The sequence below is a fragment of the Phocaeicola sp. GP0067 genome (assembly GCF_031119655.1).
Classification (GTDB): Bacteria; Bacteroidota; Bacteroidia; order Bacteroidales; family Bacteroidaceae; genus Phocaeicola; species Phocaeicola vulgatus.
The window spans coordinates 15131-32789 of sequence record NZ_JAVHZY010000008.1; the positions used below are offsets into that span (position 1 = coordinate 15131).

10 protein-coding genes are annotated in these 17659 nt (G+C 44.9%); 7 read left to right on the forward strand and 3 right to left on the reverse strand.

Annotation, left to right across the window (positions count from 1 at the left end; all coding sequences use genetic code 11):
- The first annotated feature begins 12 nt into the window (after nt 1-12).
- The 6 genes from RE317_RS08390 to RE317_RS08415 all read left to right on the forward strand — a co-directional run bounded on the left by RE317_RS08390 (nt 13) and on the right by RE317_RS08415 (nt 13316).
- A complete protein-coding gene (locus tag RE317_RS08390) occupies nt 13-2202 on the forward strand; it encodes a glutamine synthetase III (RefSeq protein ID WP_008671392.1) in 2190 nt (729 codons plus the stop codon).
- 313 nt (nt 2203-2515) lie between these two features.
- The gene (gene glmS, locus RE317_RS08395; RefSeq protein ID WP_008782209.1) at nt 2516-4360 is read left to right on the forward strand and encodes a glutamine--fructose-6-phosphate transaminase (isomerizing); all 1845 of its coding nucleotides are present in this window, start codon (nt 2516-2518) and stop codon (nt 4358-4360) included.
- Between the two features lie 162 nt (nt 4361-4522).
- A complete protein-coding gene (locus RE317_RS08400; RefSeq protein ID WP_008671391.1) occupies nt 4523-6406 on the forward strand; it encodes an amidophosphoribosyltransferase in 1884 nt (627 codons plus the stop codon).
- A gap of 25 nt (nt 6407-6431) precedes the next feature.
- The gene (carA, locus tag RE317_RS08405; protein WP_008671390.1) at nt 6432-7508 is read left to right on the forward strand and encodes a glutamine-hydrolyzing carbamoyl-phosphate synthase small subunit; all 1077 of its coding nucleotides are present in this window, start codon (nt 6432-6434) and stop codon (nt 7506-7508) included.
- Between the two features lie 23 nt (nt 7509-7531).
- The gene (carB, locus tag RE317_RS08410) at nt 7532-10756 is read left to right on the forward strand and encodes a carbamoyl-phosphate synthase (glutamine-hydrolyzing) large subunit (protein WP_008671389.1); all 3225 of its coding nucleotides are present in this window, start codon (nt 7532-7534) and stop codon (nt 10754-10756) included.
- A gap of 214 nt (nt 10757-10970) precedes the next feature.
- Complete coding sequence (locus RE317_RS08415) at nt 10971-13316, forward strand: PAS domain-containing protein (RefSeq protein WP_008671387.1); 2346 nt, start codon at nt 10971-10973, stop codon at nt 13314-13316.
- Nucleotides 13317-13533: 217 nt separating this feature from the next.
- Here the strand turns inward: RE317_RS08415 and RE317_RS08420 are convergent, their stop codons facing one another.
- From RE317_RS08420 to RE317_RS08430, 3 genes are all read right to left on the reverse strand, one after another.
- Nucleotides 13534-13977, reverse strand: coding sequence for an Hsp20/alpha crystallin family protein (locus tag RE317_RS08420; RefSeq protein WP_005839658.1), 444 nt, complete (start codon nt 13975-13977; stop codon nt 13534-13536).
- A 264-nt stretch (nt 13978-14241) separates the two neighbouring features.
- Nucleotides 14242-14700 carry a hypothetical protein gene (locus tag RE317_RS08425; RefSeq protein WP_008671383.1) on the reverse strand — a complete coding sequence of 153 codons (459 nt, stop codon included), beginning with the start codon at nt 14698-14700 and terminating at the stop codon, nt 14242-14244.
- 234 nt (nt 14701-14934) lie between these two features.
- On the reverse strand, nt 14935-15993 hold the full coding sequence (locus RE317_RS08430; protein ID WP_008671381.1) for a linear amide C-N hydrolase: 1059 nt from the start codon (nt 15991-15993) through the stop codon (nt 14935-14937).
- Nucleotides 15994-16493: 500 nt separating this feature from the next.
- Between RE317_RS08430 and RE317_RS08435 the strand changes: the two genes are divergently transcribed.
- Nucleotides 16494-17582, forward strand: a complete 1089-nt coding sequence (locus RE317_RS08435; protein WP_008671379.1) for an HpaII family restriction endonuclease — start codon at nt 16494-16496, stop codon at nt 17580-17582.
- Nucleotides 17583-17659 lie beyond the last annotated feature (77 nt).

Here is a 17659-nt window from a genome sequence, read left to right on the forward strand (position 1 = left end):
AATTTAGGTATTATGTCAAAATTAAGATTCAGAGTAGTCGAAACGGCTTTCAAGAAGAAAGCAGCAACGGTGGAGACACCAGCCGAAAGGCCCAGTGAATATTTCGCCAAATACGTTTTCAACCGCGAGAAAATGTTCAAGTATCTGCCCGGCGCCGTCTATGCCAAACTGACGGACGCCATGGACAACGGCGCCCCCCTGGAGCGTGCCATAGCCGACGAAGTGGCGGCAGGCATGAAACGCTGGGCAACCGAGCTAGGTGTAACCCACTACACCCACTGGTTCCAACCCCTGACGGAAGGCACAGCCGAAAAGCACGACGCCTTTGTGGAACACGACGGCAAGGGTGGAATGATGGAGGAATTTTCGGGCAAGCTCCTCGTACAGCAGGAGCCTGATGCTTCCAGCTTCCCCAACGGCGGCATCCGAAACACCTTCGAGGCACGCGGCTACAGTGCATGGGACCCCTCATCGCCTGTCTTCGTGGTGGACGACACCCTGTGCATCCCTACCGTTTTCATTGCTTACACCGGCGAGTCGCTGGACTACAAAACGCCACTGCTGAAAGCCTTGAGTGCTGTGGGCAAAGCCGCCGTGGACGTGTGCCGTTACTTCAACCCGGAAGTGAAGAAAGTGGTGGCCTACCTGGGCTGGGAACAGGAATACTTCTTGGTAGACGAAGGACTGTATGCCGCCCGTCCCGACCTGCTGCTGACCGGGCGCACCCTGATGGGACACGAAGCCAGCAAGAACCAGCAATTGGAAGACCATTACTTCGGAGCCATCCCCACGCGTGTGGCTGCCTTTATGAAAGACCTTGAAATACAGGCGCTGGAACTGGGCATACCCGTCAAGACCCGCCATAACGAAGTGGCTCCCAACCAATTTGAGCTGGCTCCCATTTTCGAAGAATGCAACCTGGCGGTAGACCATAACATGCTTCTCATGTCGCTCATGCGCAAGGTGGCGCGGAGCCACGGCTTCCGCCTGTTGCTGCACGAAAAACCCTTCAAAGGCGTCAACGGCTCGGGGAAGCATAACAACTGGTCACTGGGTACAGACACCGGCGTCCTGCTGATGGCTCCGGGCAAGACCGCCGAAGACAATCTGCGCTTCATTACCTTCATAGTCAACACCCTGATGGCGGTATACCACCACAACGGTTTGCTGAAAGCTTCTATCATGAGTGCCACCAACGCCCATCGCCTGGGAGCCAACGAAGCGCCGCCCGCCATCATTTCTTCTTTCCTGGGCAAACAGCTCACGCAAGTGCTGGACCATATAGAAGAAAGCGGTAACGACGACCTTGTCTCACTGGCAGGCAAACAGGGAATGAAGCTGGACATCCCGCAAATCCCCGAACTGCTGATTGACAATACCGACCGCAACCGCACCTCGCCGTTCGCCTTCACCGGCAATCGCTTCGAATTCCGCGCCGTAGGCTCGGAGGCAAACTGTGCCAGTGCCATGATTGCGCTCAACGCGGCCGTTGCCGAACAACTTGCCCGGTTCAAGCAGGACGTGGATGCGCTCATCGAAAAGGGTGAACCGAAAATCTCCGCCATCATTGAAATTATCCGCCGCTACATCAAGGAGTGCAAGCCTGTCCGTTTTGACGGCAACGGCTACTCGGACGAATGGAAGGCGGAGGCCGCCCACCGGGGTCTGGACTGCGAAACGAGCTGCCCGCTCATTTTCGACAACTACTTGAAGCCCGCGAGCATCGCCATGTTCGAATCCACCGGCGTGATGACCCGCAAGGAGCTGGAGGCGCGCAATGAAGTGAAATGGGAAACTTACACAAAGAAAATCCAGATCGAGGCGCGCGTGCTGGGCGACCTGGCGATGAACCACATCATCCCCGTAGCCACCGAATACCAAAGCAAGCTGATAGACAATGTGTATAAAATGAAAGAGCTCTTCCCGGCGGAAAAAGCATCCCAACTGTCGGCTGAGAACATGAAACTCATCGAAGAGATTGCCCGGCGAACCATTTTCATCACCGAGCATGTAAATGCCATGGTGGAGGCGCGAAAAGTGGCGAACAAAATAGAGAGCGAGCGCGAAAAGGCCATTGCCTATCACGATACCATCGCCCCGATGCTGGAAGAGATACGTTATCATATCGACAAGCTGGAGCTGATCGTAGACAACCAGATGTGGACATTACCTAAATATCGTGAATTGCTTTTTATTAGATAATCACTGCATAAAGGTTATCTATTTCTTTTGTTGGTTGTTTTAAGTTTGCGGAGAGGGGCGTCGGGATGACGGTCCTCTTTACACATTACCCTTCTTGCTTGCTTACTGTCTTTCAAATCGTAACTAAAACCACAACAGACAATATCATACTGTAAGTTTTCATATTTATTAAAAAAACGAATAAAATATTTCTTTTCGATTTTTATTCTTACTTTTTTATCGCTTTCGTCAATTATTTATGGTTTTTTATTGCATTTATGTTAATTGATATTTGTATCTTTGCAGTCGAATCAGAACATATACTTAGTAGATTATGTGTGGAATAGTAGGCTATATTGGAAAACGAGATGCTTACCCTGTTCTCATAAAAGGCCTGAAGCGGTTGGAATACCGGGGCTATGATAGCGCAGGAGTCGCATTGATAGACAAAAAAAGGAGGTTGAACGTTTATAAAACGAAAGGAAAGGTTTCAGACCTAGAGGCTTTTGTTTCCCAAAAAGACGTTTCCGGTACAATTGGTATTGCCCACACCCGATGGGCCACCCACGGAGAGCCTTGTCAGGCTAACGCTCATCCTCATTTTTCTTCTTCAAAGAATCTAGCTCTTATCCACAATGGTATTATTGAAAACTACGCTACCCTGAAAGAAAAGCTACAAAAAAAAGGGTTCATCTTTAAAAGTAGTACAGATACCGAAGTTCTCGTACAGTTAATTGAATTTTTCCAACTTTCCAACCATTTAGATTTACTTACTGCCGTTCAGTTGGCTCTGCATGAGGTGATTGGCGCATACGCTATAGCGGTGCTCGACAAGAATAATCCCGATGAGATTATTGCAGCACGCAAAAGCAGTCCGCTGGTGGTAGGGATAGGGAAGGATGAATTCTTTCTGGCTTCGGATGCTACTCCGATTGTAGAGTATACGGATAAAGTGGTGTATCTGCAAGATGGGGAGATAGCGGTGATTCGCAGAGACAAGACATTGGAAGTCGTCAATCTGGACAACGTGCTTCAAAATCCCGAAGTACGTACGGTGGAAATGAATCTGGGACAACTGGAGAAAGGGGGATACCCGCATTTCATGTTGAAGGAGATATTCGAACAACCCGATTGTATTAACGACTGTATGCGTGGACGCATCAATGCGGACGGTGATAAAGTAGTACTGTCGGCGGTTATTGATCATAAGGAACGTTTGCTCAAGGCCCGTCGCTTTGTAATTGTGGCTTGCGGAACTTCGTGGCATGCCGGATTGATAGGGAAACAACTGATAGAAAGTTTCTGCCGTATTCCGGTAGAAGTGGAATATGCCTCCGAGTTCCGCTATCGTGATCCGGTGATTCATGAAGACGATGTGGTAATAGCTATCTCGCAATCGGGTGAAACGGCCGATACATTGGCTGCCATAGAACTGGCGAAAGAGAAAGGAGCTTTTATCTATGGTATATGCAATGCGGTAGGTTCATCCATTCCGCGCATTACAGATACCGGTTCTTATATTCATGTAGGACCGGAGATAGGAGTGGCGTCCACCAAGGCATTTACCGGACAGGTAACCGTGCTTACCATGCTGGCGCTGACACTGGCAAAAGAGAAAGGGAGTATGGCAGATGAGAAATACCTGGAAGTGATCCGGGAATTGACTGTGATTCCGGCTAAAATAAAAAAGATATTGATCAGTAATCCTAAAATAGCGGAACTGTCGCGTATTTTCACCTATGCACATAATTTCCTCTATTTGGGGCGGGGGTACAGTTTCCCGGTAGCTTTGGAAGGCGCGTTAAAGTTGAAGGAGATATCTTATATTCACGCTGAAGGCTATCCCGCCGCTGAGATGAAACATGGACCTATCGCATTGATTGATGCCGAAATGCCTGTTGTGGTGGTAGCTACGCATAATGCGATGTATGAAAAGATAATGAGTAACATACAGGAAATCAAGGCGCGGAAGGGAAAAGTAATCGCTTTGGTCACAGAAGGAGATACGGTAATCAGTAAGTTGGCCGATGATTGCATTGAGTTGCCCGAAACATTAGAGTGCCTCGAACCGTTGATAGCTACGGTCCCCTTACAGTTATTGGCCTATCATGTAGCCATTTGCAAAGGGAAGAATGTGGATCAGCCACGAAATCTGGCGAAGTCGGTAACAGTAGAATAGAAGGCAATGCTGCCGGAGATTATGCAGGAAGTTTCCGGCATAATTCTTGAAAGATGTACCGTAAGTAAGTTTGGAAAAATGACAGAAGGTCTTGTCATACCTTTGGGATGTTTTTATAAGAATCTGAAAATGAACTATTAATTTAAGTAGTAAAGAGAGAGCATGGAACCGTTAAAGCATGAATGTGGAGTCGCTATGATACGACTGCTGAAACCGCTGGAATATTATCAGGAAAAGTATGGAACCTGGATGTATGGCTTGAACAAGCTGTATCTGCTGATGGAAAAACAACATAACCGCGGACAGGAAGGCGCCGGGCTGGCCTGTGTCAAACTGGAGGCCAATCCCGGTGAAGAATATATGTTCCGTGAAAGAGCTTTAGGTTCAGGGGCGATAACAGAGATATTCGGTACGGTGCAAAATCATTTCAAGGATTTGGCGCCTGAACAATTGCATGATGCCGGATACGCCAAGAAATGCCTTCCCTTTGCCGGAGAGGTATATATGGGGCATTTGCGTTATTCCACTACCGGAAAAAGCGGTATCTCCTACGTGCATCCGTTCTTGCGCCGTAACAACTGGCGTGCCAAGAATTTGGCGTTGTGCGGCAATTTCAACATGACCAATGTGGATGAGATTTTCGCACGTATCACTGCCGACGGCCAGCATCCGCGTAAATATGCCGACACATATATTATGCTGGAACAAGTGGGGCACCGTTTGGATCGCGAGGTGGAGCGCCTCTATGTGGAATGTGAGAAGGAAGGTCTGAAAGGCATGGATATCACTCACGCTATAGAAGACCGCATTGATCTGGGCAATGTCCTCAAGACTTCGAGCAAGGAGTGGGATGGAGGCTATGTGATCTGCGGTATGACCGGTAGCGGTGAGTCTTTTGCGGTGCGCGATCCGTGGGGCATTCGTCCGGCTTTCTGGTACATGGACGATGAAATCATGGTATTGGCATCCGAGCGCCCTGTCATTCAGACTGCCTTGAATGTATCTGCCGGAAGCATCAATGAATTGCAACCGGGACAGGCTATCCTTATAAGCAAGACTGGAAAGATGCGTCTGGCACAGATCAACCGGGCGAAAGAGAAGAAAGCCTGTTCCTTCGAACGTATCTATTTCAGCCGGGGAAGTGACATGGATATTTATAAGGAAAGAAAACAGCTGGGCGAAAAACTGGTGAATCCTATTTTGAAAGCGGTAGACTATGATGTGGAGCATACCGTATTCTCTTTTATACCCAATACGGCGGAAGTGGCTTTCTATGGACTGCTGGAAGGATTCGACAATTATCTGAATGAACTGAAAGTAAAGAAGATAGAGGCTTTGGGGCATCATCCCAATCACGAGGAACTGGAAAAAATCCTGTCCAGGCGTATCCGTAGCGAGAAAGTAGCCATCAAGGATATCAAGTTGCGTACCTTTATCGCCGAAGGCAACAGTCGGAATGATTTGGCTGCCCATGTGTATGATATCACTTATGGAAGCCTTGTGCCTCATGTGGATAATCTGGTGATTATTGATGACAGCATCGTCCGGGGAACTACGTTAAGACAGAGCATTATCGGCATCCTCGACCGCCTGCATCCGAAGAAAATCGTCATTGTTTCTTCTTCGCCACAGGTGCGTTATCCTGATTATTATGGTATTGATATGGCCAGTATGGATCAGTTTATCGCTTTCAAGGCTGCTATCGATTTATTGAAAGAACGGGATATGAAAGATGTGATAGCCCGTGCTTACAACAAATCGAAAGACCAGGTGGGGTTACCCAAAGAGCAGATGGTGAATTATGTGAAAGAAATTTATGCCCCTTTCACTAATGAGGAGATTGCGGCAAAAATGGTGGAACTTCTCACTCCGAAGGGTACGCAGGCGAAAGTGGAAATCGTTTATCAGACACTGGAAGGATTGCATGAAGCGTGTCCCAACCATACGGGCGACTGGTATTTCAGTGGGGATTATCCTACTCCGGGTGGAGTGAAGCTGGTGAACCAGGCGTTTATAGACTATATAGAAAAAGTTTATCAATTCTAAAGAACAACCATTCAAGATAGATTAGATGAGAAATGTAACATTGATCCTCGACGACGGGAGCCGTTTCCCGGGCAAGTCGTTCGGTTATGAGAAACCGGTAGCCGGCGAAGTGGTGTTTAATACCGCTATGACCGGTTATCCTGAGAGTTTGACAGACCCTTCATACGCGGGGCAGCTGATGACCTTAACTTATCCGTTGGTCGGTAACTACGGGGTACCTCCCTTTACTATCGAACCCAATGGCTTGGCTACTTTTATGGAAAGTGAACGTATCCATGCCGAAGCGATTATTGTAAGTGATTACAGTGAAGAATACAGTCACTGGAATGCGAAAGAAAGTCTGGCCGACTGGCTGAAGCGTGAGCAAGTGCCGGGCATTACAGGCATCGATACCCGTGAACTGACCAAAGTTCTTCGCGAACATGGGGTAATGATGGGGAAAATCGTATTTGATGATGAACCCGGCAATGTGCCCGAAGCAACGTATGCAGGTATCAATTATGTAGATAAAGTATCGTGTAAGGAAGTCATTCGTTATAATGAAGGTGCAGGTAAGAAAAAAGTGGTGTTGGTGGATTGTGGTGTAAAGACAAATATTATCCGTTGCTTACTGAAACGGGATGTGGAAGTGATCCGTGTTCCTTGGAACCATGACTTTACAGGGATGGAGTATGACGGATTGTTTATTTCGAACGGTCCGGGTGATCCGGATACTTGCGATGAGGCGGTACAGCATATCCGCAAGGCGATGAGCCTGAGCGACAAGCCTATCTTCGGCATTTGTATGGGGAATCAGTTGCTTTCCAAAGCAGGAGGCGCTACCATCTATAAATTGAAATACGGTCATCGCAGCCATAACCAACCGGTGCGCATGATAGGAACGGAACGTTGTTTCATTACCAGTCAGAACCACGGTTATGCGGTAGATAATAATACATTGGGAACCGATTGGGAACCGCTGTTCATCAATATGAATGACGGTTCCAACGAGGGTATCAGGCATAAAACCAAACCTTGGTTCTCGGCACAGTTCCATCCGGAAGCTGCATCGGGACCTACGGATACCGAGTTCCTGTTTGATGAGTTTGTGAAGTTGTTATAAACCGTGTATTAAAAAGAACAAGTATGAAAGACGAAATAAAGAAAGTATTGTTATTAGGTTCCGGTGCCTTGAAGATTGGCGAGGCCGGAGAGTTCGACTATTCGGGTTCGCAAGCATTGAAAGCCTTGAAGGAGGAAGGGATTGAAACGGTTCTGATCAACCCGAACATCGCTACCGTGCAGACCAGCGAAGGGGTGGCAGACCAGATTTATTTCCTGCCCGTTACTCCTTATTTTGTAGAGAAGGTGATAGAAAAGGAACGTCCGGACGGCGTGCTCCTGTCTTTCGGCGGACAGACTGCCTTGAACTGTGGGGTGGCACTGTACAAAGCAGGTATCTTCGAAAAATACAATGTCCGTGTGTTGGGTACTCCCGTGCAGGCCATCATGGATACTGAAGACCGTGAATTGTTTGTAGAAAAACTGAATGAAATCAATGTCAAGACCATCAAGAGCGAAGCGGTGGAAAATCTGGAAGATGCCCGTCGCGCCGCTAAAGAATTAGGTTATCCGGTCATTATCCGTGCCGCCTATGCATTGGGTGGTTTGGGCTCAGGTTTCTGTGACAATGAAGAGGAACTGAATGTTCTGGCTGAAAAGGCCTTCTCTTTCTCGCCGCAGGTATTGGTGGAAAAGAGTTTGAAAGGCTGGAAGGAGGTGGAGTATGAAGTGGTCCGTGACCGTTATGATAACTGCATCACTGTATGTAACATGGAGAACTTCGACCCGCTGGGTATCCATACCGGCGAGTCTATCGTGATCGCCCCTTCGCAGACACTGACCAATGCCGAGTATCATAAACTTCGTGAACTGGCTATCCGTATCATCCGCCATATCGGCATTGTGGGCGAATGCAATGTACAGTATGCCTTCGATCCCGAATCGGAAGATTACCGTGTCATTGAGGTCAACGCCCGTCTTTCGCGTTCGTCTGCATTGGCTTCCAAGGCTACCGGCTATCCGTTGGCTTTCGTTGCCGCCAAATTAGGCTTGGGATATGGGTTGTTCGACTTGAAAAACTCGGTGACAAAGACCACCAGTGCCTTCTTCGAGCCTGCACTGGACTATGTGGTGTGCAAGATTCCCCGTTGGGACTTGGGCAAGTTCCACGGTGTGGACTGTGAACTGGGCTCGTCCATGAAATCGGTGGGCGAGGTGATGGCTATCGGACGTACTTTCGAAGAAGCCATTCAGAAAGGTTTGCGCATGATTGGTCAGGGAATGCATGGTTTCGTAGAGAATAAGGAATTGGTTATAGAAGACGTGGACAAAGCCCTTCGTGAGCCGACGGACAAACGTATTTTCGTGATCAGCAAAGCCATGCGTGCAGGTTACACGGTAGACCAGATTCATGAGCTGACCAAGATTGACAAATGGTTCTTGCAGAAATTGCAGCACATCATGGACACTTCTAAAGAGATGCACGAATGGGGCAATAACCACAAGCAGATTACCGATATGCCGGACGAATTGCTCCGCAAGGCGAAAGTGCAGGGATTCTCCGATTTCCAGATAGCCCGTGCCATTGGCTACGAAGGAGATATGGAAGACGGTATTCTGTATGTGCGTAATCATCGCAAGCAGGTGGGAATCCTTCCGGTGGTGAAACAAATCGATACCTTGGCGGCCGAGTACCCTGCACAGACCAACTATCTGTATTTGACGTATAGCGGTGTGGCCAATGACGTAAAGTACTTAGGCGACCATAAATCCATCGTGGTACTGGGTTCAGGCGCTTACCGCATCGGTTCGTCGGTGGAATTTGACTGGTGTGGTGTGCAGGCTTTGCAGACTATCCGTAAGGAGGGTTACCGCAGTGTCATGATTAATTATAATCCCGAAACGGTTTCTACCGACTATGATATGTGCGACCGTCTGTACTTTGACGAGCTGACTTTCGAGCGTGTGATGGATATTCTCGAACTGGAGAATCCTCACGGAGTCATTGTATCTACCGGTGGCCAGATTCCTAACAATCTGGCTCTCCGTCTGGATGCGCAAAATGTAAATATCCTCGGTACCAGTGCCAAGAGCATTGACAATGCCGAAGACCGGGATAAATTCTCGGCCATGCTGGACCGCATCGGAGTGGATCAGCCCGAATGGAGCGCATTGACTTCTATGGAAGACATCCATGCCTTTATTGACAAGGTAGGCTTCCCTGTTTTGGTACGTCCCTCGTATGTGCTGAGTGGTGCGGCCATGAATGTCTGCTCCAATCAAGAAGAGTTGGAACGCTTCCTGAAACTGGCTGCCAATGTATCGAAAAAGCATCCGGTAGTGGTGAGCCAGTTCATCGAGCACGCCAAGGAAGTGGAAATGGACGCTGTGGCTCAGAATGGTGAGATTGTGGCATATGCTATCAGTGAGCACATTGAGTATGCCGGAGTGCATTCAGGCGATGCCACTATCCAGTTCCCACCGCAAAAGTTGTATGTGGAAACGGTGCGCCGCATCAAGCGCATCTCCCGTCAGATAGCCAAGGAATTGAATATCTCCGGTCCGTTCAATATCCAATATCTGGCAAAGGATAACGATATCAAGGTGATTGAATGTAACCTTCGTGCTTCACGCAGCTTCCCCTTTGTCAGCAAGGTGCTGAAAATCAATTTTATTGAACTGGCTACCAAAGTGATGCTCGGACTGCCGGTTGAGAAACCGAATAAGAATCTTTTCGAGTTGGATTATGTGGGTATTAAGGCCAGCCAGTTCTCTTTCAACCGTTTGCAGAAAGCCGATCCGGTATTGGGGGTAGACATGGCCTCTACCGGTGAAGTAGGCTGCATCGGTACGGATACTTCGTGTGCCGTATTGAAGGCGATGCTGTCTGTGGGGTATCGTATTCCGGAAAAGAGCGTGTTGCTTTCTACAGGTAATGCCAAGCAGAAAGCGGATACCTTGGAAGCGGCCCGTATGTTGCAGAAGAAAGGTTATAAACTTTATGCCACCGGAGGCTCATCCCACTTCCTGACCGAGAACGGGGTGGAAAATACCCGCGTGTATTGGCCCAGTGAGGAAGGGAAACCTCAGGCACTGGATATGTTGCACCGGAAAGAGATAGACATGGTAGTCAATATCCCGAAGAACCTGACAGCCGGGGAGTTGGACAATGGATACAAGATCCGTCGTGCCGCTATCGACCTGAATGTGCCCTTGATTACCAATGCTCGTCTGGCAAGTGCGTTTATCAATGCTTTCTGTACCATGACGATAAACGATATCGCTATCAAAAGCTGGTCGGAATACTAGTTATTAGATTAGTGGTTAGTGGTTAATGACCTTGCGGGATGATAGCGCAACTCATTAACTACTAACTATTAATCGCTAATCACTCATCATTCACTACTCACCACTAATCCCCCTCCTTCTTCTCATTATTAAAAAATAATTCACTATTCTTTCTTGATTCACAAAAAGTTTCTTAAATTTGTAAGATTAGGAATCCTAAAGATTTTCAATAAATATGGATTGTGAACACAAGCTTAAAATAGTGGAGCAAGAACTTGCCTCTTTGAGAGAGGAGAACAGGTTGTTGAAAGAAAAATTGTCCGCTTTGGAGCATGGCTCTGATAACATTAGTTTCAAAGAAAAATATGCAGTAAAGATCCTTGATTCGTTACCGGATATGTTGACGGTTTTCAATCATGAAGAAACGGGCATTGAGGTTGTTTCTAATGAGGAAACCAATCATGTAGGTGTTTCAAATGAAACCTTTAAAGGAATGTCCATGCGTGAGATGGTTCCTAAAGAGGCCTATCATAATATTCATAATAATCTTCTGAAAGTAATTACTACCGGTAGAGGATCTACGGCCCATCATGAACTGGATGTAAACGGAGAACATCATTATTATGAAAACCGTATTTTCCCATTGGATGATGAATATGTGCTGATAATGTGTCGTGATATTAGTGAAAGAGTTGCCACACAGCAGAACCTGGAAATATTTAAACGGGTACTGGATAAGGTCAGTGATAGTATTCTGGCTGTATCGGCTGACGGAACCTTAGTTTATGCCAACCGGCAGTTTATTGAGGAATATGGAGTGAAAGAGGAGCTGGGAACACAGAAGGTTTATGATTTATCTGTTTCTCTGAATACCAAAGAAATATTTGATAAACGTGTTCAAGAGATTCGTGATAATGGAGGTAATTTTGCTTATCGTGCCAAATATACCCGTGTGGGAGAAACAAAACTTCGTGTTCATCAGGTTTCGGCCTTTATGATTCAAAATCAGGGCGAGGAAATGATTTGGTTTTTTACACAGGATATAACGGATGTTATCAAGAACCGTGACGAATTGCGTGAACTGAATTATCTGATGGATGCCATACTGAATAATATTCCTGTTTATTTGTTTGTGAAGGACCCTGAAGATGATTTCCGATATCTTTATTGGAACAAGGCGTTTGCCAGCCACTCTAAAATTCCTGCTTCCAAAGCATTGGGCCATACTGATTTTGAAGTGTTTCCCGAACATGAGAATGCGGAGAAGTTTCATCGGGATGATTTGGAATTGATCCGTACCCGCGAGCGCATGGAAATGCAGGAAACGTATGTGACGGCTACAGGCGAGACCCGTATCGTGCAGACTTTAAAAACATTAGTTCCTCTGGAAGGGCGTGCACCGCTTATTATCGGCATTTCGTGGGATATTACCAATATGCAGAACATAGAGCAAGAACTGGTTCAGGCCCGTATCAAGGCTGAGCAGTCCGATAGGCTGAAAACAGCCTTTCTAGCCAATATGAGTCATGAAATCCGTACTCCTCTGAATGCAATAGTAGGTTTCTCCCGTTTGATGACTATAGCGGATAATGCAGAGGATGAAAAACTTTATTCGGACATCATCAACCAGAATTCGGAAATATTGTTGCAATTAATCAATGACATTCTTGATTTGGCAAAAATAGAGGCGGGTACATTGGAATACATCAGATATCCAATGGATTTGGGAGAATTGTGCCGTAATGTGTATGAGATGCATAAGGATCGGGTGCAGACTGGGGTTGTTTTGATATTAGACAATAAAGACACCAGTTTGATAATCAATGAAGATCAGAACCGAATTATGCAAGTTGTTACAAATTTGATAACCAATGCTATAAAATTTACTTTCAAAGGGGAAATCCGTTTTGGTTTTGAAGTGAGGGAGGAGTATATTGATTTTTATGTAAAAGATACGGGAATGGGTATCTCCGAGGAGAAGATTAAAATGATTTTTGAGCGTTTCGTGAAACTGAATACTTTTGTTCAGGGAACAGGTTTGGGGCTTGCGATTTGTAGGGTGATTGTAGAAAAATTAGGTGGAGAGATTACTGCGGAATCCAAACTGAATGAAGGTTCTACTTTTCGTTTTACGATTCCTTATAAGGCGGGTAAAAAATGTCCGGAATCCGAAAAGGCTACGAAGTGTCCGGAATCAGGGAGTACGGAACCGAGAAAAGTATTGCAAAGAAGAACAGTACTGGTGGCGGAAGATGTAGACAGCAACTTTTTGCTGTTAAAGACATTGTTAGGGAAAAGATGTAATCTGCTATGGGCTAAGAATGGAGAGGATGCGGTGAATCAATTTAAAGAACATCAGCCCGACTTGATTTTGATGGATATCAAGATGCCCCATATGGATGGGCTGGAGGCTACGCGCCTGATTCGTTCTTATTCAAAAGAAGTGCCTATTGTCGCTTTGACTGCCTTTGCTTTTGAGTCCGACAAAGACAGGGCTATAGAAGCCGGATGCGATGATTGCCTGACTAAGCCGGTTTCACAAAATGCCTTGGAAAAAGTGTTGGATAAATATGTTAAGTAGACATTGGCGAGGTATAGTGCGTAAAGAGAACAGGCAATATGGAACAGAACAGGGAAGGGAGGATGCAATGCGAAGATTATAGATCTTACAGGTGAAAGATTTATATCTTTGGGTTGTAAGATTACGATGAACTCATAGGGAATAGAAACGGACTTTTATAAAAACAAAAGAGGAACTGCCTCTGCGGCAATCCCTCTTTTCTGAATTTGAGAGCATGTTATTTAACTTCGATAACCTTGGCTGCTTTTTCTTTGTCTTCCGGCGTACGTTTCGGCAGCTCGATAGTTAATACACCATCGTTTACTTTTGCATCAATTTTATCTTTATCTACATCATCAGGCAGGATCAATGTCTGTTGGAATTTAGAATAAGAGAATTCGCGACGCAAGTAACGGCTTTCTTTCTTGCCTTCTTTATCACCTTCGGTACTTTCTGTTTTCTTTTCCATAGAGATAACCAAGTCGTTGTCTTCGTTGATATGAATCTTGAAGTCTTCTTTGGTCATTCCCGGAGCGGCGACTTCTACTTTGTAGTCTTTGTCACTTTCAATAACATTGATGGCGGGAGCTGTTGCATTGGCTTTTACCATCCAGTCGTTATCAAAGAAATCATTAAAAATACTTGGTAACCATGTTTGGTTTGATCTTCTTACTGGCATCATAATCTTAATCTCCTATAGGTTTTGGTTAAACATTTTGTTTATTTCTGAATTCCTTCACCTTTCGGCTTTGTCATTCACTATCCATAATGCAAACCGCATACCATTAGTTCGATGATATGCGGTTTATATTGCACTCTTTTAAACCTATAAAGGTTTTCTTAAAGATTAAAACCTTTGCATTAAAAGTTGGTAAGCCTCTTTAAACATTTGATTGTCAAGGCTACTGCCAATTTGTAATTTTAGGGGGACAGATTGACAGTTGTTCTATATCAGCTTGAACCGCATACGGAAGATTCCGTCTTTATAGTCGTGGCTTATAATTTTAAATGTACCTATTTCGGACGTATTTTCCACGTGTTGACCTATACAGAGGCATTCGTCGTAATCGCCGACTTTTACAATCCGTACGGTTTCGGAAGCTTTTTCCGGTAAACGTTTCATGTCAAAGCGCCCTATAGCTTCCTCTTGAGAGATAAATTCCATTGTAACGGGCAAATTTCTTCGCAATACTTCGTTTACGGTGTTTTCTATTCTTATAATATCCGCTTCTTCCGGACAGGTTTGCAGCGCAAAATCCAGCTTGCTTTTTTTGCGTTCTATATGGGCGGATATTGCCCGTCCGCATCCGAAAAGATTGACCATTGTCCTGTTTATGACATGCTCTGTAGTATGCATGGGAGGGTATTCCTGTTTATTATGGTCGTTGAGTGATGGTTGTTCCATAGTTATTTTATTTTTGTTCTGATTTTGATGGGATATTAAAATCCGTTCAAAGATAAATTATTCTTTTGTAATAAGGAAGCAGAGAGGAAATGATTGCTTTTGTATTATTATAAAACAACGAATTTTAAAAGATACTCAATGCCGGAAGGGAGTACTTTTGCAGAAAAGTATGACGTTCACGAGGCTCTTAACCGATTTTAATGAGGCATGAACGTCATATTGATTTTTACTGTTTTACATCACAGGGGTTTGGAATAAGAATACAAATGAGTCGCTGTCTTTTAAATCTTTTACAGCATCTCCTGCATAAATCTTTCCGTTGGTGAGGGTCAGTTTCTTGATTCCGGCTTTGGGACTGAAGTCGATTTTCTTCAAATCCAACCAAAACAGATTAGGAGTCATGACCGATTCAAAATAATATATTTTATTCTTCTGATCGGATACAGAACGCCAGCGGGTGGAAGATATATGAGGTTTGTCCGGTGTGGTAATTCCGAAAGGAACAGATACATTACGCATCACACTGAGCACACTGGGTACAGCTATTTTAGCATCCGGAGTCTGAGGGATTGCATGTATATAAAAAGAGGCACGCACAAAGCGGTCGCTGGAACGGTTCGTGCCCGGCAGCATTTGCAATCCTCCTACTTCTTTCCAGTAATTATTGATAGCCAACTGATAATCATATCGTGGAGAATTGGTCATCACTTGGAATTCTTTTCCTTCGTGTATGCTTAAATTCCCGTCCAGATATTCCAAAACCGCTGTATTTCCTGTTTCATCTGTAATAGCCAGGTGAAGAGTGGAAGCTGAACCGTTGGGCATGTGGGGAGCATCAATGCGGAATGATTCTTTTTTCAGCTCCTCGACAGCTTCATGTACGGTGGCAAAATTGTCCAGTACATATTGTGTCCATATGCTGATCCCCATGACAGGACGTGTATCTCCCGGGCGGTCAAAGACGGATTCTGGCAAAAATAACAGACTGGCAACCAATCCTTTTTCATTCATTCCGTCACACGTACCTATATCATATCCTGTTGCAATGACGCTGCCGTATTTTGAAGTCCATTTCACGGCATTTTCTTTATTATATCCTGCACGTTGTATTCCTCTGGGGAAAACATAGATATTACTCATAATATCTTCTTTCCAGTCCATTGTACGTCCGGTTACTACCATATGGTCCGGTCCGATATAGACGGCACGCGTGCATGCATCCGCTTTTTGTACGCTCATATAGAACATACCTGCCAATGTTAGTAATGCAATACTTCCTTTTTTTAATTTCATGATTCTATCATTTATAAAGATTGTCTTTGCCATTTAGAACAAACCGGATAAGGAACAGGTTTATGGAAATGCAGTGATTTGTGATACATTTGTTGATAAATGCTAATTCATCGGTTCGATTGGAACGTAAATCACATCCGCATTCCCTTCATAAATTTCTACCTGATTATCCTGTCGGAGGGATTCTGTTGAGAACGATTGAAGATAGGTCGAGGTTTCTGGATTAAAAGAAATACTTGTTTTATCGTAAAAGTAAGGGGGATAAAATAAAAAAGGAGCAACGCCTTGCTCCAACCTTTGTTAACCTTAAATCTAATACTATGAAAAACACATTGCAAAGGTACGGATTTTTTGGAAAATAGCAAATAATCAGACTTAAAAAGTATGCTATATAACATTGTTTAATATTTGCGTTTCTCGAAAACCTGTTTTTTAAGACTTCTTTTGCGTATCTTTGCAGCCGTTAAAAAATAGCAGACGATAGTAAAAAGAGAAAATATATGGCATTTGAAGCGACAAAGAGAGAGTGGGGCGAGCTTTACGCCTTTTTCCGCTTGTTAGCGGACGGATATGTGTATGCAGGTACGCCTGATGTGAAAAGGAATGAAGTGCAAAAGCTTCCTGTGGCGATGGTACAGCGTGAGGAACATGACGGGACACGCCGTTATATTCTGGAGGATGAGGCGACCGTACGTATTTGTGGGGAAAAGATAGATAAGCAGATACCTCGTGGGGATTTTGCGGCTGTGGCAGAGTTGGTTTTTGCTGCTGTCAAAGAGAGCCGAGAGAATGATGTGATGTCTCCCGACGGTGTGGAAGAATTTTTAGATGAAGTCGCCATTTATGACTTGGAAGCAAAGACGGATGACCGTACTGATTTCTATGTTGCTTTTTACAGTATAGAGGCCCCGTTGGTAGGTTTTTGCGTTCGTTCCCGTTTGGGAACTATGTTTCCGTTGTTGGATGGAGGGCGTGCCGCCAATTTGAAGTTCGAGCAGACTGGTGTTAAATTCGCTACTCCTACCGTAAACAAAATTAATGCTTTTGGTGAAGAAGATGATGTGGCAGGACGTATGTTGATGATAGAACGCTTGGGAGGAATCTTAAAATATAATGATGTGGCCGATAAGGTATTCCGTAGTAATCTTTGCATGATAGATCTTCATTTTCCCCGTATGTTGGGCGAGATGTTGCGTGTCATGCATTTGGATGGCATATCCAAAGTTAGTGACCTGACAGAAGCAATCAAACAAATCAATCCGTTGAAAATAAAGGATGAATTGATCCATAAGCATAGTTATTATGAATATAAGATGAAGCAGTTTCTTATGGCTTTGGCTTTAGGAATGCGTCCTGCCAAGATATTTAATGGGATAGATTCTGCCATATCCGGTTTTCTGTTTGTAAATGGTAATGGAGAGGTACTTTGTTATCAGAAGGCTGACCGTCAGGTATTTGCCGATTTCCTGTTTGTTAATTCCCGGTTTGAGAAAAGTTCTACTGAAAAAGATAAATACGGATATCTGGAACGTGAGAACGGAGTCTATTATTTTAAGCTGAACTTGAAAATCGGTCTGTTGAAGAGATAGGACAATGAAGGAATTTGTATTTTCCTAGAGTTAAAATGTTTTTTACCACAGATTACACAGATTGAAATACGATTTAT

Excerpts from the sequence above, each read along its gene's own strand:
- RE317_RS08390 (WP_008671392.1), top strand. The coding sequence starts at position 13 with ATGTCAAAATTAAGATTCAGAGTAGTCGAAACGGCTTTCAAGAAGAAA.
- glmS (WP_008782209.1), top strand. The coding sequence starts at position 2,516 with ATGTGTGGAATAGTAGGCTATATTGGAAAACGAGATGCTTACCCTGTT.
- RE317_RS08400 (WP_008671391.1), top strand. The coding sequence starts at position 4,523 with ATGGAACCGTTAAAGCATGAATGTGGAGTCGCTATGATACGACTGCTG.
- carA (WP_008671390.1), top strand. The coding sequence starts at position 6,432 with ATGAGAAATGTAACATTGATCCTCGACGACGGGAGCCGTTTCCCGGGC.
- carB (WP_008671389.1), top strand. The coding sequence starts at position 7,532 with ATGAAAGACGAAATAAAGAAAGTATTGTTATTAGGTTCCGGTGCCTTG.
- RE317_RS08415 (WP_008671387.1), top strand. The coding sequence starts at position 10,971 with ATGGATTGTGAACACAAGCTTAAAATAGTGGAGCAAGAACTTGCCTCT.
- RE317_RS08420 (WP_005839658.1), bottom strand. The coding sequence starts at position 13,977 with ATGATGCCAGTAAGAAGATCAAACCAAACATGGTTACCAAGTATTTTT.
- RE317_RS08425 (WP_008671383.1), bottom strand. The coding sequence starts at position 14,700 with ATGGAACAACCATCACTCAACGACCATAATAAACAGGAATACCCTCCC.
- RE317_RS08430 (WP_008671381.1), bottom strand. The coding sequence starts at position 15,993 with ATGAAATTAAAAAAAGGAAGTATTGCATTACTAACATTGGCAGGTATG.
- RE317_RS08435 (WP_008671379.1), top strand. The coding sequence starts at position 16,494 with ATGGCATTTGAAGCGACAAAGAGAGAGTGGGGCGAGCTTTACGCCTTT.